Source organism: Romboutsia weinsteinii, assembly GCF_002250835.2.
Classification (GTDB): Bacteria; Bacillota; Clostridia; order Peptostreptococcales; family Peptostreptococcaceae; genus Romboutsia_A; species Romboutsia_A weinsteinii.
This window is the reverse complement of the sequence record NZ_NOJY02000004.1, coordinates 77,340-97,464: the sequence shown is the minus strand read 5'-3', so window position 1 is coordinate 97,464 and position 20,125 is coordinate 77,340. Positions and strand designations below refer to the sequence as shown.

Genomic DNA, 20,125 nt, shown 5'->3' with positions numbered 1-20,125 from the left:
ATATTACAAAATATACAGATGGCTATTTGTTAATAATATTACTATTCCATTAAACTAGTTTCTAATACTTTATCCAATGAGAAGTTTTCAAGCCCTAAGTAGTAAGAAGCTGTATCTATTAATGCCTCCATTGGGCAAAGACCTACCACTTCACTTCCTGTAACACTTACACCATATCTTCTAGCTTCCATTTTTACTGTTTCAAATGCTCTGTACATTGATGTCTTAGTATAGTCTGTTAAATTCATTGTAACTTGCGTAATATTTCTTTCAGGTACTTCAACTGGACCAGCTTTAATGTATCTATATCCACCACTAGAGTGTCTAATTGTTTTTGCTATATTTGCAGCTATTTCTATATTTGGAGTGTCTAAGTTTATATTGTAAGCTATAAGAGGTCTTCTTGCCCCTATTGCTATTGCTCCAGCTGTTGGATGCTTTTTAGCTTCACCAAAGTCTGGAGTCCAATCAGGATTTTCAAATTTAGCATCTAATCCTTCATACTCACCTTTTCTTACAGTTGCTAAGTTTTGTCTTTCAGGTTTTGATGCTGAATGTTCATATAAAAATACTGGTATATTGTATTTACTCGCAACTTCTTGACCTACTTCTTTAGATAGCTCCACAGCTTCTTCTACAGTCATATCTTTTATTGGTATAAATGGACACACATCTGTTGCTCCAAATCTTGAATGTTGTCCTTTATGTACATTTAAATCTATAACTTCAGTCGCTACTCCTATAGCCTCTATAACCGCATTTTTTACAGCTTGTGGCTCTCCTATAACAGTAACAACAACTCTATTATAATCTTTGTCTGCTTCATAGTTTAATAACTTAACTCCAGCTTTACCTCTTAGAGGACTTACTATTTTCTCTATCTTTTCTAAATCTACACCCTCGCTAAAGTTTGGAACGCATTGTACTATTTTTGCCATTTTATTTCTCCCCCTGATTTAAATTATAGTTTGTAACTAACTAAAAATATTTATAAATGTAACAATAGTAGGAATTGCTACTAAGTCTATTAAAAAGGCTCCTACTAAAGGTACTATCAACATAGCTTTTACTGAGTCGCCATACCTAGATGTGACTGAATTTATATTTGCTAATGCATTAGGCGTAGCCCCTAATCCATGACCTAGCATACCAGCAACCATTATTGCTGCATCAAAATCTTTGCCTAATAATTTAAATGCAACAAATATTCCATATAATACAATAAATATAACTTGTGTTGCTACTATTATTATCATTGGACCTGCTAATCCTGCCAACTCCCATAGTTTTATAGTCATAAGTGCCATAGTTAAAAATATTCCCAAGCATACATTGCTTATTATATCTACAGAGTATAAATCAAGATTAACAATATTAAGTTTATCATTTATATTTCTAAATATTACGGCTGCAAACATTGCTCCAACATATCCAGGAAGAACAACTCCTGTCACATTAGAAAACCATGTTCCAACTATACTACCTATAGTCATACAAGATGCAATAATAGCAATTTGAACTATCATTGTATTTGAATTAAATGAATCGCTTAGAGTTATACCTGCAACTTCTTCTACAGATACAGCAGACACCCCTGAAGTTTTGATTGTTTCTCTTATTTCTTTAGTATTTTCGCTTGGCTTTAATCCATTTTTATCTATTAAGTATCTAGCTACTGGACCGCCTACAAGTCCTCCACACATTACACCAAAAGTAGCTGCTGCCATTCCTATAGTTAGAGCTCCACTTACTCCTAACCCTTCTATTGTAGCTCCAAAGGTAGCTGCTGCTGCATGTCCACCTTCCATAGATATTGCGCCACACATTAATCCAATAAGCGGATTTATATTTGTTATTTTCGCTCCAAATGCTCCTATCAAACATTGTGCTATTGAAAGTCCTCCACATAATACCCAATATACAATTAGTAATTTTCCACCTTTCTTAACTAGTGCAAAACTTGCACCTAGTCCAACAGTTGTAAAGAATGCGATCATAAATGGTGATTGAAGAGTTGTGTCCATAGATATTTCTAATATATTGCTTGTCTTTAATAAAAGCATTATAATAGCAAATAAAAGTCCGCCAATTACTGGCCCTGGTATGCAAAATTTTTCTAGTAGCTTAATTTTCTTTCTTAAGTAATTACCTAATAGTAGTAATAATAATGCTAATGCAACAGTTGCTATTAAGTCTAGATTTAATGTCATTTTTCCATCTAGTAACTCAAAGCTCATTTTTATCCTCCTAGTGAAAAGTTTTATTTATATGTAAAACATTTTCCTAACATGAATTATAGCAATTTTTATAATATTTTCAACATATTTATGAATTTTTTTGTATTGTATTATTAAAGGCGTATCAATTATATTAGCAATCAATACACCTTCTTATATTTAACTAAATAAATTTATAAACGTAACTGCTGTAGGTATCCCTATTAGTTCTACCAAAAATGAGCCCACTAAGGGTACTATTAGCATCGCTTTTTCAGATTTACCATATTTTGATGTAACTGAATTAATATTTGCTAATGCATTTGGAGTAGCCCCCAATCCATGTCCTAGCATACCAGCTACTAATATTGCTGCATCAAAATCTTTACCTAATATTCTAAATGCAATAAAGACACAGTATAGTACTATAAATACAACCTGAGCTATTACTATTAATATTAATGGTCCTGCTAATCCAGATAACTCCCATAATTTTATAGTCATTAAAGCCATAGTTAAAAATATACCTAGGCATACATCACTTATTATATCTATAGAATACATATCTAGTTCTACAAATTTAAATTTATCATTTAAGTTTCTAAATATTACTGCTATAAACATAGCTCCAACATATCCAGGCAATGCAATTCCAGTAGTATTTGTAAACCAGTTTCCAACTACACTTCCTATAGTCATACATGTTGCTATTACTCCGATTTGAATCATCATTGTATTTGAATTAAAGTTCTCGCTAAACGTTATTCCTGTTATTTCTTCTACTGTCGCAGTTGCTGTACATGAAATTTCATTAGGAAAGTTACTATTCTTGCGTTCTTGATTATATTCTTCATTTGGTTTTAAGTTATATTTCTCTATTAAGTATCTAGATACAGGTCCACCAACAAGACCTCCACATAATACTCCAAATGTTGCCGCTGCCATTCCTATAATTAAAGCTCCATCAACACCTAAACTTTCTATAGTTGACCCGAATGAAGCTACTCCAGCATGCCCACCTTCCATTGATATAGATCCACACATTAATCCCATAAGCTCGTTTATATTAGTAAATTTAGCTCCTAAAATACCAATCGTACTCTGTGCTAAACAAAGTAAACCACATAAAAGCCAATATACTATTAATAGTTTGCCTCCTTTTTTTATTAAACCAAAACTTGCTCCTAATCCTATTGTTGTAAAAAATGCAATCATAAACGGTGTTTGAAGGGTTGTATCCATAGATAATTCTAATATATTACTTGTTTTTAATAAAAGCATTATTATAGCAAATAAAAGTCCTCCAATTACCGGTCCTGGTATACAGAATTTATCTAAGAGTTTGCTCTTTTTCCTAAGGTAATTCCCTAAAAGTAATAATAATACTGCCAATGCCACTGTTGCTATTAAGTCTAGATTTAATGTCATTTTTCCATCTAATAACTCAAAGCCCATACAATTTTCCCCCTTAACAATACTAACTATTTTTATAAAACGTTTTCCCTAATAAGAATTATATCAATTTTTTAAATATTTTCAATATTTTTTACCATCTATTTAATTATTAATTTTCATATCATATATTTTTTATCAAAAATAAATATTATATATACAATAACTTACATAGTATAAAACATTGAAATTTCAGATTTATAGGTATCAATTTGAGTCGTAGAGTATAAAAATATTCATCATTTTTAAACTATAATCTTTTTATTTTTTAATAAAAAAAGATGCATCACTTATTACTTAATGCATCTTTTCTTATATTTTTTTCATAATAAACTTTATATAGTATTTTATATAAACAAATCTACAATATCATCTTTAGATAACCCCTTAAGTACACTACTATTGTCTAGATTTCCATCTATAATATCGTCAATTAAATCTTTTTTACTTTCTTGTAACTCTATAACTCGTCCTTCAACTGTGTCTTTAGCAACAAGCTTGATAACATTGACCGCATTTTTTTGCCCAATCCTATGAGCTCTATCACTTGCTTGATCTTCAACTGCAGGATTCCACCAAGGATCAAAATGTACTACCATACTAGCACTAGTTAAGTTTAAACCTGTTCCTCCTGCTTTTAAAGATATTAAAAATACTTGCTTTTCATTGGAAGTATTAAACTCTTCTACTAACTTTACTCTATTAGGAGCACTAGTTTTACCATCTAAATAGCTGTACGAAATATCTTCTCTTATCAAATTATCTTCTATAAGCTTTAATACCTTTGTAAATTGTGAAAACACTAGTATCTTCTTGTCAGTATTATCTTTTATTAGTTCCAATAATACATCAATTTTTGTATTATCTCCATTATAGTTTTTAACCATAATTTCTGGAGCTAAGGTAAGTTGCCTAAGTTTTGTTAAATATGAAAAAATAGTCATATTATCTTGACTATTTTCTTTTATTCTTTGCTTTATAAGCTTAACATAGCTGTTGTAAGCTATTCTATGATCCTTAACCAACTCAATGTAATATTTTTGTTCTATTTTATCTGGTAGCTCTTCAATTACTTCTTTTTTCGTTCTTCTAAGCATAAATGGTTTAATCAAACTCTTAAGGCTATTTATATTTTTTTCATTATTTATAAATATACTTTTAAATTTATTTTGATTGTACAAATAGCCTGGCATTACAAAATCAAATATAGACCAAAGCTCTAATAAGTTATTCTCAATAGGTGTTCCGGTCAAAGCAAATCGTATCTTTGCATTAATCTCTTTTATTGTTTTTGTTATTGATGAATCTGGATTTTTAATATTTTGTGCTTCATCAATAAAACAATAGTCAAATATTTTATTATCATATTTTTCTAAATCATTTCTAAATGTAGAGTATGTCGTTAGTATTACATCATAATTTTCTACATTGATAAGAATATTTTCTCTATCTCTCTTGTTACCATGTACTATTCCTATATTTAAACTTGGAGCAAATTTATCAAATTCGTTTTTCCAGTTATGTATTAGAGATGTCGGTGTTATTACTATACTTTTTTTGTTTTCTTGAGATAATAAAAAAGTAATAGCTTGTATTGTTTTACCAAGACCCATCTCATCAGCTAGAATACCTCCAAATTCAAAATGTGCTAATGTTTTAAAATAGTTAAATCCATCAATCTGATAATCTCTAAGCTTAGCATTTAATGTAGATGGTACTATATACTTTTCCTTAGGAATAGTTTTGTATTTTTTAGATATATTTTTTATATATTTACTTCCATTTACAAAATTTAAGTCTTCTTCTTGTATTAAACTATCTAAAAATATGGCTTTATTATTAGGGATTTTTATGTTTTCAAAGTCATTGAATACACCTAGGATATCTATTATATCGAAAGCTTTTACCAAATGTTCATCTTTCAAGTCAAGATAGCTTCCATTTGATAACCTATGAAGCTTTTTATTTTCTTTATATGAATTAAATATTCTTCTATATTCTATTTTATCTACTCCAAAAATATCTAGGTCCAGACCTAGGTATCCGCCTCTAGACTGGCTTATATTTAAAGTAACCTCTGGTATTATTGTTACTCCTTCAGATATTTCTTCATTATCATTGGTATGCTTTAAAGCATCAAATCCTTTTAATGCTGTCGCCACTATGTGTGCACAAATTTGTGGCTTATTATTTTTTGATATGCAATCATTACAATCACAATTTATGTTTAATATTGCTCTAGTTTTTTGATTTATCATAATTAAACTTGTATAGTTCTGTCTATGATATTCATCTATTACAGTTCCATAAAAAGTAATAACATCACCTTCAATATTTGCGTAATCATTAATAACTAAATTTCTTTTGTACGATGTGAACCCACTATTAAATCTTGACTTCTCTGTATTATTTTTTATAATATCTTCTATTATAATTAAATTCAATATTATCACCTTACTTTCATATCTATTATAACCTTAACCTATATAGTCAAGCCTTGTACTATCATAAATAATTTCTACAGTAATTATATAAAAATATTTAATAATATGCTAGCTCATAAACCACAAATCTCTCTCTATCATCTCGCTTATATAATTCCCCTAGTATAATATCATGTTTTAGGATAAAGGATGTACAGTATTCTAAATAATATATATAATCCTCTGATGGATAGTATAATATTATTTCAATTTTCCTTGGATTATTTTCAAAAGACTTTAAAATATTTTCTACAATTTTTATAAATATCTGCAATGAAAATGGATTAAAGAAATAAAATTTATTATCTATCGCTTGTATTTCATAATCTTGTGCAAAGCAACATATAAAATTAATTTTATCGCTACTATTTTTCTTCTTCTTTAAATAACTATATTTATTCTCAATGGCTTCATCATAAAATTTTTTATTCATTTCTATACCTGTAACGTATGATTCATAAAAATAATTTATATAAAAATTCAGCCTCCCTTTGCCACAACCAAAATCCACAATATGATCTTCTCTATTTATCGTATATTCTTTAAATAAAACTTCTAGTGCTGAATATAATGTTGGTTCGTATGGATGATAATGAGTAGTTTTTTCATCCCATTTTTGATCCCCAGATGTTCTTATATTTAATAATTTTTCATAATATTGTTCGTTCATTTATTTTCCTTTCTAAACTTGCAGGTCAATATGTAGTACATAAACAAATATATTATATCATTTTCTTAAATCTTAAAGTATTATATATTTTACTTTATTATCTCTATTTTTAAATTATATAATGATATGTTATGTTGCTAATATCCAATGATATACAAGCAATATATAAATAATTAATTTCCTAATATTAAAATTTTGTAATATTTTGTCTCTATTATTTATAAAATGTAATATTTTCTTAATGTTTATGAAATAATTATGTAAGTTTCATTTGATATTATATATTTATAAACTTATTAAGAGGGAGACAGTAAAATGAAGTTTAAAGAAATTCTAAAAAATAATAAATCTAAATTAAAAAATAAAAACATATTAAAAAAATCATTATTTATACCAATAGTATTATGTGCAGGTCTAGCTCTTACAGGTTTTAGTAGCTATAGCAATCATCTAAATATGCAATTTAAAGACTATGTGGTCTTTTATCCTCAACATCAAGATGATGAAGTCTTATGGGCTGGAAGTGCAATAGTTGAAGCTATCAAAGAAAGAGGACAAGATAATATATTTGTTGTTCAAGTATCTAATGGATCTGGTATATCAGTTTTTAGAAAGAATGAAAAGTATAAAGATTTAACTAGAGAAGAAAAAACAGAATACAGAAAAAAAGAGTTCTTAGCTTCAGTTGAAAAATTGGGAGTAAAAAAAGAAAATGTAGTTATTTTATCAGATATTAATAAATCTGATACAACTGACTTTAGTCTTATGGAAAAGGTAGCTTTAGAATTTGAACATAAATTTAAGAGTGTTACTCATATAGCTCATACTTATAAACTTGATAATCATCTACAACATATAAAAAATGGTTCGGTTATACAAAGTTTATATAACTCAGGTCAAATTAAGGATGCAAAATATTTTGTTAAGCCTAAGTTTGCAAATCAAATAACCATGGGAAAAAAAATAGTTTACAAGGCTGATTCGAAAGAAGAATATGAGAAAGTTAAAAACTCTTGTGATCAATATAAATTAATAGATGAATCTTTAGGTCGTGAAGGTATTGGTTATAAATCTGATCATAAATCTTTTGATAATTTAGTAGATCAAAAATCAGTACCAGCAATTCTTCATACTACAGGCTTATAATTATACAAAACTAGAAAAGCTACCCAATAGGTAGCTTTTCTAGTTTTGTATAAAGGGATTTATATTAATTTATTAAGCTTACTTTCCAAAATATCTTTCTAATAGACCTAAGAATGCTTTACCATGTCTAGCTTCATCTTTACACATTTCATGAACTGTATCATGTATTGCATCTAATCCTAATTCTTTAGCTTTTTTTGCTATTTTTAATTTTCCTTCAGTTGCTCCGTACTCAGCTTCTACTCTAGCTTGTAAATTAGCTTTTGTATCTGCTACTACTACTTCACCTAATAATTCAGCAAATTTAGCAGCATGCTCAGCTTCTTCAAATGCTATTCTTTGGTAAGCTTCAGCAACCTCTGGATATCCTTCTCTATCAGCTTGTCTACTCATTGCTAAATATATTCCATATTTAAGATAGTATATATATACCCGACAAGTCTCGATTCAAACACATTGAACTATTTTTATAATATAAAAGGGCATATATTGATATGCCCTTTACTCATTATTTTTGAAAATCTATTTTTTCAGCTTCTTCAAAAGTTACAGTTGTTTCACTTAAGCTTGTATGAGATATAACTCTACCTTCCCTAATTGAATAATAAACTGGGACTTGTCTTCTTACAGCATCATATCCATTTTCTGCTGGTAATACTATTAAGTTACCAGGCTTTCCTAATTCTATTCCGTACTTGTCTTGTATATTAAGTGTCCTTGCACTATTATTTGTTATTAGATCTATTGATTCATTTATTTGACCATACCCCATCATTTGGCAAACATGAAGTCCCATATGAAGAACTTGTAACATATTTCCAGTTCCAAGCGGATTCCAAGGATCCATTATATCATCATGTCCAAAACATACATTTATCTCTGATTCTACCATCTCTTTAACTCTTGTTATACCTCTTCTTTTTGGATAAGTATCAAATCTACCTTGAAGGTGTATATTTACAAGTGGATTTGCAACAAAGTTTATTCCACTCATCTTTAAAAGCCTAAATAATTTATATGCATAAGCTCCATTATACGAATGCATTGCTGTTGTATGACTTGCTGTTACTTTTTCACCCATATTATTTTCATAAGCACGAGTTGCAAGTACTTCTACAAATCTCGATTGTTCATCATCTATTTCATCACAGTGTACATCTATTAACACGTCATACTTTTTTGCTAACTCAAACATCTTATTTATAGATTCAACACCATATTCTCTTGTGAATTCGAAATGTGGTATCGCACCTATTACATCCGCACCAAGTTTTAAAGCTTCTTCTAATAATTCTAAACCATTTGGATATGATAATATTCCTTCCTGAGGGAATGCCACTATTTGAAGAGTTACATAATCCTTTAACTCTTCTCTTAATTCTACCATAGCTTTTATAGCTGTTAAATTTGGATCTGTTGTATCAACATGAGTTCTTATAAATTGTATACCATTAGCAACCTGCCAAGTTATAGCTTTTCTCGCTCTAGATTTTACATCTTCAATAGTTAAAAACTCTTTTCTTTCAGACCAGCATGCAATTCCTTCAAATAAGGTTCCACTTTCATTCCATCTTGGCTCACCAGCAGTTAATGTTGTATCTAAGTGAACATGTGGTTCTATAAATGGTGGAACAACTAAAAATCCTTTAGCATCTATGATTTCTTCATCATATTGTTCTATACTTGTCTCTATTTTAGTTATTATTCCATCTTCTATTAATATGTCTACTAAGTTGTCTCTATCTCTTAATTTTGCATTTCTGATTAACATATTTGTCCTCCTAAGATACATTTATTATTTAAAACTGCTAGTTTTTATTATCTAAGCAGCTATTTTACTATTTTCTTTATTAGCTTTATTGCTAGAGTTTAATTTACTCATTATAACATATGTTACTATTGCCACTAGTACTGAGTTTAAAGGTGTTATTCCAGGTATTACATAAGCACCTATAACACCTGCTATCCATGCTACTATTGCATTTATATTAACCGTCTTAAATTTCATTGAGTTGAAATCTGCATAATTTCTTTTATTTATTATAAAGTAATCTGCTATTATTACAGCTCCTGTAGCTGGTATAAATGAATTTAATAAGTTTAACCATCCCATGAAGTTGTTGTATAAAAACATTGCAAGTAACGTACCTACTATACCATTTATAATAACCATTCTACTTTTTGGTTGCTTAGTTATATTAGAGAAACCAAGCCCTGACCCGTAAAGTGCATTATCATTAGTTGTCCATATATTTAATCCTAATATTATTATTGCTGGTATTATAAGTCCTTGCATAAACATTACTTCAGCAATATCAGCTTGACCTGTAACCATTGCACCTATCGCACCAAATGCTAACATTAACGAGTTACCTATTAAGAAAGCTATTACAGTAGTAGATACTGCTACTTTTTTATTTTTAGAGAATCTTGTAAAATCTGCTGTTAAAGTACCTCCACTTATAAAAGTACCTACAACTGAAGCAAGTGCTGCACTCATTGTCATAGTCCCTGTTGGCTCGATTGCTAATAAGCCTACAAATCCACCTACATCTCCTATAGCTTTTCCTGCTGATATACTACCAAGCACCGCTATTGATGGAACTGCTATCATACTTAATATTGTAAGAGATTTCATTCCAAAGAATGCTGTTGCTGTCATTAATAATCCTGATACTAAAACTAATAATCCTACATCTATACCTGTAACTTTAGAAACTGGTATTGCAAACATTGCAACTCCTACTCCGAACCATCCTACTTGTGTTGCAGAAACTAAGAATGATACTAAGTATGAACCTTTTTCACCAAATGAATATCTTGCAAGTAAATGAGTTGAAAGTCCTGTATCTCCAGCCATATAAGCTAAAAGCCCTGTATATACACATAATATTGCATTTCCTATAATTACTGCCGTTATAAACTTATTCATACTAAGGCTAGTTCCTAGGTTACCCCCAGCTAGCATACTTGCTGAGAAGAACGTAAAGCCTAGCATAACCACTAACATTGATAAGAATCCTTTTTTAGCGTTGTTTGGTATTGCTTCTAGCGAATAGTCGTGATCTTGATGTTTTTTACTCATGATGATATTTCTCCTTATTGTCACGTACCTAAAAAGAAAACCCCCTGCTTAGCAAGGGGTTTTAAGTAGTATCCATAAAAGTTTTTCAAATTTAAATTATTTAATAATTTAAATTTTACTTCAAGATGCTATCTTTTATAATTTTCTTCCGAAAACCTTGCCAGTTTCTCTGAACTGAGTTAAAGGTACTATATTTTGTTATACTAATAATATCAACTTTGTCGATTATTGTCAATAATAAAACTTTTATAAATAAAAAAGGTGTAAACTTTATAAAAGATTACACCTTTTTTATTTATATTATTTCTATTCTATTTTCTTCTTTAGCTGATACAGATCCTGTTGAAACTTTTATAGATTGTTCTTCTTTTAAGTTTGTAAATATAACTGGAGTTATATCCGACTTTGCATTTTCTATTATGAATGGAAGGTCCATCTTCGCTAATTTATCACCAGCTTTTACTTTGTCTCCAGCCTTTACAAATATTTCAAAACCTTCTCCCTTTAAGTTTACTGTATCTATTCCCATATGTATAAGAACTTCTATTCCATCAGCAGTTTTTAAACCTATAGCATGCTTAGTATCAAATACCATTTCTACATTTCCTGATACTGGAGATACTACTAATCCATCATTTGATTTTATAGCAAATCCATCTCCCATCATTTTTTGTGAGAATACTTCATCTGGAACAGCCGTTATCTCTAGTAACTCACCGTTAGTAGGTGATACTATACCTTTTAATTCTGTAGTAGCTTTTGCTGTATCATCAGCTTTTTTCTTTTTAAAAATATCAAATAATCCCATTTCATTATCTCCTTGTCTAGTTAATTATTCTAAATCCTTAAGTGTGCACATAGCAGATATTGCACCTTTTTTAGTTGTAGTGTCAGCAGCATATTTATTACTAAAAGCTATTATACCTTCTAATGTTTTTTCATCGATGTCTTCTATATTAGATAAATTTATATTCTTTCTTCCTAATTGATATAAAAACGATCCTATGAACGAGTCTCCAGCTCCTGTAGTATCTATTGCCTTAACTTTTATGCCTTTACCTTCAACATTCTTTATAATACCATTTTTTCTAGTTATAAAACAAGCACCATCTGGACCTTTTGTATAAATTACAGCTTTAACATTACCTACAAATAAGCTTTCTAATGCTTCTGATTCATCCTTTATTCCTGTAATAAATTCTAATTCCTCATCAGATATCTTTACTATATGTGACATAGGTAAAAATTCTAGTATGACAGATCTACACTCTTCATGATTTTCCCATAGTGGTAATCTAACATTTGGGTCAAAACTAATAATAGCATTATTATTACTTGCATATTCTATAGCTTTTTTATGAGCATACTTCATAGGTGATTCCACTAAATCAACAGAGCAGAAGTGAAGTACTTTACAATCTTTAAACCACTCTTCTTGTATTTGATTATCTTCAAGTAACATATCTGCACTAGGATTTCTATAGAAAGAAAAATCTCTATTGCCATCTTCTTTCAGAGAAACAAATGCTAGTCCTGTATTCGCTTTATTTGTTCTTAACACATAATCAGTATTTACATTAGCTTCATTTAATACATCTACTATATGGTCCCCAAAGGCGTCTTGCCCTAATTGAGATATAAAGTATGCATTTCCTGAAAGCTTTGCTACTGCAGCAGCAACATTTGCTGGTGCTCCTCCTGCTACCCTCTCAAATCCAGTTACTTCCTTCAACATACATCCCTTTTGATTTGGTATAAAATCTATTAAAGCCTCACCTATAGTTATTATTTTATACATATTTATACTCTCCCAATTCATACATATTTATTTTTACATCTTCTAAATTTCCAGATATATTTATTTTATCATTATTTGAATTACTATAAACACGAGTTGTAAATACCTCTTCTCCATTATTCACAAATATTTCAAGAGATGATGTATCACTAAATATTTGTAATCTATTTAATCTATCTATAGTTACTGACCTTGTTTTTCTTCCATATCCACTATCACCTAAAGATAGTTTAATAGTTCTTTCATTTTTATCAAAGCTAATATTACAATCAGATTTCAGATTAATTTTCAAATTATCAATATCATTATTAAATTCTATATCTAATTCGTATACCTCACCTTTTAATTCATTATACTCTCTAGTAGATTTTAATTCTCTACTTATATATATTCCTCTTAATTTTCTTAACTCTTCTATAGGTCTTTGATATACCTTATTATTTATAAGTACTAATTCTCTAGGTATTGTTAGTGCGTGCAGCCATCCATTTTTAGTAGTTGGATTAGTATAATGTTCTTCATCAATATCAGGTAGTCCCATCCACCCTGTTAAAATAGTTCTTCCTTTTTCATCAATAAAAGTTTGCGGAGCATAGAAATCAAATCCTCTATCTAACTCTATAAATTCGCCAAAATCAAAATTTCCATTTTCAAGATTCATATTCCCTAGGAAATACCCACTTTGGTATATATTATTAAATTTATATCCATCCGCTTCTATACCCTGCGGAGATATACATAATATAGATTTAGTTTCTCCGCTACATTCATCTTTAAGTTCAAATAAATCTGGACATTCCCACATATATCCAAACTTTTCATTGGTACTTATTGTATTTAGAAAGTTCCATTTTTCAAGATCATCACTATTATATAAAAGTATACATCCCTTATGATTATTATCTCTTGCCCCTAATACCATAAAGTATTTATCATTTTTTTTGAATACCTTAGGATCTCTTACATGGCATGTCATGTTTGATGGATAATCAATATTTTCTAAAAGTACCTTTTTATCATTGAAGTTAATTCCATCCTCACTAGTTACCATTATCGTATTATGACCTCTACCATTATTTATATAATCATAGCTTCCTACATGTTTTACGTTACCAGTATAATAAAAATATACTCTATCATTTTCAACAAATGCAGATCCTGAATACACGCCATGACAATCATGTGGTGTATCAGGATATAAACAAGCTCCTAAATCCTCCCATTCTATCATATCTTTAGACTTATAATGCCCCCAGAATTTAAGTCCTCCATTAGCGTCAAATGGAGAGTATTGATAAAACACATGGTACTCACCTTTAAATTGACATAAACCATTTGGATCATTTAGCCATCCAATAGGCGGCATAAGATGATACTTAAGTCTATACTTATCACTATTAACCTTATCCACTTCTTTTTCTAGGCATACATCAATTAATTTGCTAAACTCTCTTTTTAAAATACTCATTACTTATCTCCTCATTACTCCATAAATTTATACGATTACTTGCTATTAATACTCTTTTGTTTTAGATAATAAAAATAGTCTGCCTAGATTATCACTAAGCAGACTATCTTTACAAGGTAATCTAGTCTTCTTTAAATCCAAGTACCATAGTTAAAGCAAATGAAACTCCGATAGCTATTGCAAACATTATTATATATTGAAGAGGTGCTTGTAATGTCAAAAGTATACCAAATATACCTGTAACACCAGTTCCTGTGGCACCAAGTCCTACTATTGCAGCATATAGTGCTGCACAAGCTGCTCCTATTGATGCCGCAACAAATGGCTTACCAAACCTTAAGTTTACACCAAATATAGCAGGTTCAGTGATTCCTAAAAGAGCACTTATTCCCGCAGGTAATGCCAGAGATTTAATATTTTTGTTCTTAGTTTTAAATGCAACTGCTAATGCAGCACCACCTTGAGCAATATTTGCTGCCGATGCAATTGGTAAGAAATATGTTAATCCAAATTGAGCTATTTGACCAAAGTCAATTATAGTATACATATGATGTACTCCAGCTACAACTGTAGTACTGTATATACCACCCATTAAGAACCCGCCTATACCGAATGGTATTTGTATTATATACTGAACAGCATTGATTATTCCATTTTCAAGACCAACAAATATGGGTCCTATTATTGTTAATGTAAGGTATCCTGTTATGAAAACTGTTATTAACGGAGTTAAGAATAGATCTAACATTTCAGGTACTGTTTTATGAAGTTTTTTCTCTATAAAGCTCATTAAGTATACGGCTATCATTATAGGTATTACATGACCCTGATACCCAACCATTGGTATACTATAAATCCCACCCCAAACTGGTTGCATTGAGTTATATCCATCACTTGCAACTGTCCAAGCATTTTGTAAGTCTGGATGAATCATAATCATTGCTATTACAGCACCTAAGTATACATTTCCTCCAAATACTTTCGCTGAACTAAATCCTATTAATATTGGTAGGAATATGTATGCTGCATTACTAAATAACTTTAGCATTACAAAGAATGATCCACTAGTATTTATATCAGCATAACCATTGCTTGTTATAAATGTTATTGCTTCAGTTAACCCCATCATTAGACCACATGCAACTATTGCAGGTAGTATAGGCACAAATATATCGCCTAATGTACGTATTAATCTTTGTAATATATTTCCTTTTTTTGAAGAATCCTTCTTTACTTCTTCTTTTGTAGCTACCTTAATGTCTGCTAACTTAACAAATTCATCATATACTTTATTTACGATACCAGTCCCGAATATTATTTGAAGTTGTCCAGCTGTTATGAATACACCCTTAACACCCTCTATACTTTGTATAATTTTTTTATTAATAAGACTTTCATCTTTTAAAACTATACGAAGTCTCGTTGCACAATGTGCTGCTGACTCTATATTCGTACTTGTTCCTATATTTTCTAAGATTCCCTTTGATATGTCTATATAGTTCATTGTCTTCTTCTCCTTTATATATTTATTATTACTCATTGTCTTAATCTTAATAATTTCACCAGAGGAGGTATCGTTCCCACACATCTTTTATGGTATCTTTCCCTCTCGTAAGTAAATTATATAATTTTCAAATCAATTTGTAAACATTTTCTTAGTTTTTTAATTGTATTATTTTATATCTACTTATAAAAAAACATACTACCAAAAATTTTAGCCTTGGTAATATGTTTTTAATTTATTATTTTACACTTTCTCTTATCTGTAAATTATATCCTAACTTTATAGATTTTACATCACTAGAATCAACTGTACTGCTTATTATATCCATTAGTATTTTCGCACTGTCTATCCCACTTTTTTCATAATAATATTGAACTGTTGTAAGCTTTGGAGATATCAAATTTGATATTTTAGAATCTCCTATAGCACATATACTTATCTTATTAGGTATATTAATATTACTTTCTTTAGCATATTCCATTGCGCCTAGAGCCATATTATAAGTTGCACAAAAAATAGCATCTATATCATTATTATTTTCTAAGAGGTTTTTAGCATGATTATACCCTGCAGCTTGTGAAAAATCGCCTACTCTTATTATTTCTTTATAATATGTTAAGTTTTTATTCTTAAGACAATCTATATATCCATTTTTTCTATTTAATCCTGCGGATATATCGTCATCAGTAGCCCCAATATATGCAATTTTATTATGCCCTTGCTTTATTAAATACTCAGTCATTTCATATGCAGCTTCGTAATCACTATGGTATACACAAGGATATCCATCTATGTATTGCCCAACTATTACTATCGGAACCTTAATATCTTTAATAATTTGTAAATGCTTATCCGTAATTATCGTGGCTACAAAAATTATTCCATCCACATTTCTATTTTTAAATATATTTAGGTATTCTATTTCTTTTTCTATATTTAAGTCTGTGTTTCCAAGAATAATATTATATCCATGTTTTGATATCTCTTCACTTATCCCACCTACTATTTTACTTATCGTTTCAGAACTTATTTTAGGAAGTATCACACCTATTAGGTCTGTCTTCTTTGTTCTTAAAATTTTCCCATGTGCAGATGGAACAAATCCCGTCTCATCTATTACCCTTTGAATCTTATTTCTACTTTCTTCGCTTACATATCCATTATTCAAAAATCTTGATACTGTAGACTTAGAAACTCCTGAAAGTTTTGCTATATCTATAATATTCATATATTTCTTCTCCCTAATTGCTCATAATCTATAATTTTATATTATTTTTTTCTTAATGTCTATAAAGTACTCTAATAGAATTTTATTCTTTTGTATGTCTTAATTAAAAGCACTGAGAAATTCTATAAATTCTCAGTGCTTTTAATTAACTTAGTATTTCTTCTATATCTTTAAGAAGCATTTCTTTATCATCTACTTCTACAGAACTTAATTTCGAAATTTTTTCTTTTAACCTTTTTATCTTTTCATTCTTATCATCTAATTTATCTTTACATTTTGATTCAATATCGTTAAAACTTTTACTTAACATATTTATAAGAGATGCCATCTCATCAGAACTACCTGCTATTCGATTAAGAAGCATTAGATTTTGTTCTAGTATTTCAGGTATTTCATCTAAAGAATATCTTAACTGATGATCTATCTCCCCATATCCTTCTTCAAATATAGTTCTTACTTGAACCTCAGCAATAACTTTATTTGTAGTTGGATAAGATTCTATTAGATAATGCACAGATCTATATCCTGATAATCTTGAGCACACTTCTATAGCTAACTCTTCAAAAGTTTTAGTATTATCTCCTTCTCTGATATTAGCAACTATTTCATTTATATTCCACATCTGACTAATAAAATGATGGATTTCTTCCCAGTCTTCTTTAAATATATGTATTACTCTTATTCCCAGTAAATCTGTAATCTCATCCTTATAGTTATCTACTGTAAATTTAAAATTATCGCCATACTTCGCTCTTCTTTCTTCGGTCTTTCGAATAATCTTTTCAATTAAGTGTTGGCTATCTTTTACCCTTGTCTTTACAGAGTGTACTTTCTTATGCCCTCTTAGTATATTAGCTATTAAATCTGCTTGAGTTTCGTAGCTCTGTCTATACTTATTAAAGTCCATATTTATCTCTTCAAGATCTTTCCAATCTATTTTATTCTCAATAAGAAACTCTTCATTAATCTTGTATTTCTTAAAGAATTCTTCTTTAGTAACTATCATTATAAATCCTCCTAGCTAGCTTTTGTCTCTTGTTTTAAGGTCACATATATTCTCTAGCTTTGTCTATCTTTTCTTAACTGAACAGTTTTCTTTTTTATAGTTATTTCCTTATATTTTTTTGTGATTAATTCACCTTTGTGATTTAAGATATCAACATATGAACATAGATCTCTCACATCAATAACTCCTATATCATCTCCAGTTATCCCATCAATATTACTTAATGCACCTACTATATCGACTACTCTTATTTTCTTCTTCTTACCTGCATTAAGATAAATTTTAGTAATCTCACTATGAACTTTCTTTTCTTGCTTTATTGTCTTTCTATCTTTAAGCAGCTTCCTAGACATTTCTTCATATTTTAATTTGCCTATCAGAATATTATCTTTATTAATATGCTGTAGTTCTTGAATTTCATAACCAGTATATTCCTGTATTTCATCTAGGTATTTTTCATCTTTAGAGCTTACAAGCGTTATAGCCTTTCCATAACAATCTTTTCTTCCAGTTCTCCCAATCCTGTGTATATAGTTTTCTTTATCATGAGGAACATCGTAGTTTATAACTAAAGATATATCGTCTATATGTATACCTCTAGCTGCCACATCAGTACTTACTAATATATTGAATTTATCTTCCTTAAAGTCCTTTATAACAAATATTCTTTTATCTTGAGACATATCACCATGAAGTTGGGCTACTAAAAATTTATCTTTCTTCATCTTTTCAAATAGTCTAATTACTCTCTCCCTAGTATTACAGAATATCATAAGAGATTTTGGACTTTCAGAGTATATAATACATTTTAGATTATCGTATTTATCTTTTTCTTCAGAGATATACTTTTTATCTTCGATTTGCTTTTTATTTATATCCTCATTAGTCTCAATTTCTATTAGGCTTGACTCTACAAAATATTTATCACAAATATTTTGTATATCCATATCTATAGTAGCTGAGAAAAGACCATTAATTGAGTTTTTGCCAATTTTATTAAATATAAATTCCATATCATCTACAAAGCCTTTATTTAGCATCTTATCAGCTTCATCAATAATAAAGTATCTAATTTTACTTAGATCTATAGTTCCTCTTTCTATATGATCAATTATTCTTCCTGGTGTTGCAACAACTACATGAACTCTTTGCTTAAGTTCTCTAATCTGTTCTTTTATTGGCTGCCTTCCAAATATAGCGCTACATCTAACTTTTTTTATTCTACCTATATTTGATACTTCTTCTTTTACCTGAAGTGCCAACTCTCTTGTTGGAACAACTATAAGTGCTTGTACTTCTTTAATATCTATATCAATATTTTCACATATAGGTATTGCAAAACTAGCAGTTTTTCCGCTTCCTGTTTTTGATTTTACTATTACATTTTGCCTATTTAATAGTCTAGGAATAACTTCACTCTGAACCTTTGAAGGTTTATTATATTCTAAATTATTCAACGCCTTTAATATATTTTTATCTAAATTAAAATTTCTAAATTTACCGTTCATGTCTAACCACCTTATGTTTTATTACTACAGTGATATTTATTATAACATAATTATACTTTAATATTTTCTTCATTTTATTTATTTGCTATTACCAATAAATATATGTATATCTATTTTTTTGAAGTATATTATCTTATTTAATAAATAAATGAATAATTTTCTTTTTTGACATTGGCTGTGTTAAGCTCTATAATTTTTATATAGATATAAGATATGGGGGGATATTTTATGAAAAGCTATGACAAATTGGTTAGAGATAATATTCCGGATATGATAAAAAAATCTGGAAAGCAATGTGATATAGATATTATTAAAGATGATAGAATTTTGGAATATCTCTATGTTAAGCTTCATGAAGAAATATTTGAGCTTGTAGATAACGAAAATCTAGATGAGATTGCAGATGTTTTAGAAGTTGTATTTTCTATTGGAAAAAAATATGGCTTTACTGAAGATGAAATGCTAATAAAAAGAAATGAAAAGAGATCTCAATCTGGAGGTTTTGAAAATCATATATTATTAAAAAATGTATACTAATTTTTAGTATACATTTTTTAATAT

Annotated in this window: 16 protein-coding genes and 1 pseudogene; 2 read left to right on the top strand and 15 right to left on the bottom strand. The window is 29.2% G+C overall.

The window, feature by feature from the left end; translation table 11 throughout:
* Nucleotides 1–41: 41 nt before the first annotated feature.
* From ftcD to CHL78_RS03410, 5 genes are all read right to left on the bottom strand, one after another.
* Nucleotides 42–938 (bottom strand): glutamate formimidoyltransferase, encoded by an 897-nt coding sequence (gene ftcD, locus CHL78_RS03430; protein ID WP_094368176.1) that lies wholly within the window; start codon nt 936–938, stop codon nt 42–44.
* 36 nt (nt 939–974) lie between these two features.
* On the bottom strand, nt 975–2,237 hold the full coding sequence (gltS, locus tag CHL78_RS03425) for a sodium/glutamate symporter (RefSeq protein ID WP_199533980.1): 1,263 nt from the start codon (nt 2,235–2,237) through the stop codon (nt 975–977).
* Between the two features lie 159 nt (nt 2,238–2,396).
* Nucleotides 2,397–3,671 carry a sodium/glutamate symporter gene (gene gltS / locus CHL78_RS03420; RefSeq protein WP_199533979.1) on the bottom strand — a complete coding sequence of 425 codons (1,275 nt, stop codon included), beginning with the start codon at nt 3,669–3,671 and terminating at the stop codon, nt 2,397–2,399.
* 344 nt (nt 3,672–4,015) lie between these two features.
* Nucleotides 4,016–6,112, bottom strand: a complete 2,097-nt coding sequence (locus tag CHL78_RS03415; protein ID WP_094368177.1) for a DEAD/DEAH box helicase — start codon at nt 6,110–6,112, stop codon at nt 4,016–4,018.
* A gap of 97 nt (nt 6,113–6,209) precedes the next feature.
* Entirely contained in the window at nt 6,210–6,821 is a 612-nt protein-coding gene (locus CHL78_RS03410) for a methyltransferase (protein ID WP_094368178.1), read from the bottom strand.
* Between the two features lie 315 nt (nt 6,822–7,136).
* Here CHL78_RS03410 and CHL78_RS03405 point away from each other — a divergent pair, with 315 nt between their 5' ends.
* Entirely contained in the window at nt 7,137–7,967 is an 831-nt protein-coding gene (locus CHL78_RS03405; RefSeq protein WP_094368733.1) for a PIG-L family deacetylase, read from the top strand.
* Nucleotides 7,968–8,045: 78 nt separating this feature from the next.
* Here the strand turns inward: CHL78_RS03405 and CHL78_RS03400 are convergent.
* The 10 genes and pseudogenes from CHL78_RS03400 to CHL78_RS03355 all read right to left on the bottom strand — a co-directional run.
* Nucleotides 8,046–8,375, bottom strand: a pseudogene (locus CHL78_RS03400) (ferritin-like domain-containing protein); the annotation flags it as partial.
* A gap of 100 nt (nt 8,376–8,475) precedes the next feature.
* Nucleotides 8,476–9,738: a cytosine deaminase gene (locus CHL78_RS03395; protein WP_094368732.1), complete on the bottom strand. Its 1,263-nt coding sequence runs from the start codon at nt 9,736–9,738 to the stop codon at nt 8,476–8,478.
* A gap of 51 nt (nt 9,739–9,789) precedes the next feature.
* A complete protein-coding gene (gene codB, locus CHL78_RS03390) occupies nt 9,790–11,052 on the bottom strand; it encodes a cytosine permease (RefSeq protein ID WP_094368731.1) in 1,263 nt (420 codons plus the stop codon).
* Nucleotides 11,053–11,347: 295 nt separating this feature from the next.
* Nucleotides 11,348–11,860 carry a PTS sugar transporter subunit IIA gene (locus tag CHL78_RS03385; RefSeq protein ID WP_094368730.1) on the bottom strand — a complete coding sequence of 171 codons (513 nt, stop codon included), beginning with the start codon at nt 11,858–11,860 and terminating at the stop codon, nt 11,348–11,350.
* A 24-nt stretch (nt 11,861–11,884) separates the two neighbouring features.
* Nucleotides 11,885–12,850, bottom strand: a complete 966-nt coding sequence (locus CHL78_RS03380) for a carbohydrate kinase family protein (protein WP_094368729.1) — start codon at nt 12,848–12,850, stop codon at nt 11,885–11,887.
* Nucleotides 12,843–14,318, bottom strand: a complete 1,476-nt coding sequence (locus CHL78_RS03375; protein ID WP_094368728.1) for a glycoside hydrolase family 32 protein — start codon at nt 14,316–14,318, stop codon at nt 12,843–12,845. Before CHL78_RS03375 ends, CHL78_RS03380 begins: the two co-directional genes overlap by 8 nt.
* 121 nt (nt 14,319–14,439) lie before the next feature.
* Nucleotides 14,440–15,822: a PTS transporter subunit EIIC gene (locus tag CHL78_RS03370; RefSeq protein WP_094368727.1), complete on the bottom strand. Its 1,383-nt coding sequence runs from the start codon at nt 15,820–15,822 to the stop codon at nt 14,440–14,442.
* A 238-nt stretch (nt 15,823–16,060) separates the two neighbouring features.
* On the bottom strand, nt 16,061–17,050 hold the full coding sequence (locus CHL78_RS03365; protein WP_094368726.1) for a LacI family DNA-binding transcriptional regulator: 990 nt from the start codon (nt 17,048–17,050) through the stop codon (nt 16,061–16,063).
* Nucleotides 17,051–17,195: 145 nt separating this feature from the next.
* A complete protein-coding gene (locus tag CHL78_RS03360) occupies nt 17,196–18,056 on the bottom strand; it encodes a RelA/SpoT domain-containing protein (RefSeq protein ID WP_094368725.1) in 861 nt (286 codons plus the stop codon).
* Between the two features lie 53 nt (nt 18,057–18,109).
* Entirely contained in the window at nt 18,110–19,564 is a 1,455-nt protein-coding gene (locus CHL78_RS03355; protein ID WP_094368724.1) for a DEAD/DEAH box helicase, read from the bottom strand.
* A gap of 228 nt (nt 19,565–19,792) precedes the next feature.
* On the opposite strand from CHL78_RS03355, the gene CHL78_RS03350 reads away from it, so the two are divergent.
* The gene (locus CHL78_RS03350) at nt 19,793–20,101 is read left to right on the top strand and encodes a nucleoside triphosphate pyrophosphohydrolase (protein ID WP_094368723.1); all 309 of its coding nucleotides are present in this window, start codon (nt 19,793–19,795) and stop codon (nt 20,099–20,101) included.
* Nucleotides 20,102–20,125 lie beyond the last annotated feature (24 nt).

Excerpts from the sequence above, each read along its gene's own strand:
- CHL78_RS03405 (WP_094368733.1), top strand. The coding sequence starts at position 7,137 with ATGAAGTTTAAAGAAATTCTAAAAAATAATAAATCTAAATTAAAAAAT.
- CHL78_RS03375 (WP_094368728.1), bottom strand. The coding sequence starts at position 14,318 with ATGAGTATTTTAAAAAGAGAGTTTAGCAAATTAATTGATGTATGCCTA.
- CHL78_RS03410 (WP_094368178.1), bottom strand. The coding sequence starts at position 6,821 with ATGAACGAACAATATTATGAAAAATTATTAAATATAAGAACATCTGGG.
- CHL78_RS03360 (WP_094368725.1), bottom strand. The coding sequence starts at position 18,056 with ATGATAGTTACTAAAGAAGAATTCTTTAAGAAATACAAGATTAATGAA.
- gltS (WP_199533979.1), bottom strand. The coding sequence starts at position 3,671 with ATGGGCTTTGAGTTATTAGATGGAAAAATGACATTAAATCTAGACTTA.
- CHL78_RS03395 (WP_094368732.1), bottom strand. The coding sequence starts at position 9,738 with ATGTTAATCAGAAATGCAAAATTAAGAGATAGAGACAACTTAGTAGAC.
- CHL78_RS03355 (WP_094368724.1), bottom strand. The coding sequence starts at position 19,564 with ATGAACGGTAAATTTAGAAATTTTAATTTAGATAAAAATATATTAAAG.
- CHL78_RS03380 (WP_094368729.1), bottom strand. The coding sequence starts at position 12,850 with ATGTATAAAATAATAACTATAGGTGAGGCTTTAATAGATTTTATACCA.
- codB (WP_094368731.1), bottom strand. The coding sequence starts at position 11,052 with ATGAGTAAAAAACATCAAGATCACGACTATTCGCTAGAAGCAATACCA.
- ftcD (WP_094368176.1), bottom strand. The coding sequence starts at position 938 with ATGGCAAAAATAGTACAATGCGTTCCAAACTTTAGCGAGGGTGTAGAT.
- CHL78_RS03385 (WP_094368730.1), bottom strand. The coding sequence starts at position 11,860 with ATGGGATTATTTGATATTTTTAAAAAGAAAAAAGCTGATGATACAGCA.
- gltS (WP_199533980.1), bottom strand. The coding sequence starts at position 2,237 with ATGAGCTTTGAGTTACTAGATGGAAAAATGACATTAAATCTAGACTTA.
- CHL78_RS03370 (WP_094368727.1), bottom strand. The coding sequence starts at position 15,822 with ATGAACTATATAGACATATCAAAGGGAATCTTAGAAAATATAGGAACA.
- CHL78_RS03350 (WP_094368723.1), top strand. The coding sequence starts at position 19,793 with ATGAAAAGCTATGACAAATTGGTTAGAGATAATATTCCGGATATGATA.
- CHL78_RS03365 (WP_094368726.1), bottom strand. The coding sequence starts at position 17,050 with ATGAATATTATAGATATAGCAAAACTTTCAGGAGTTTCTAAGTCTACA.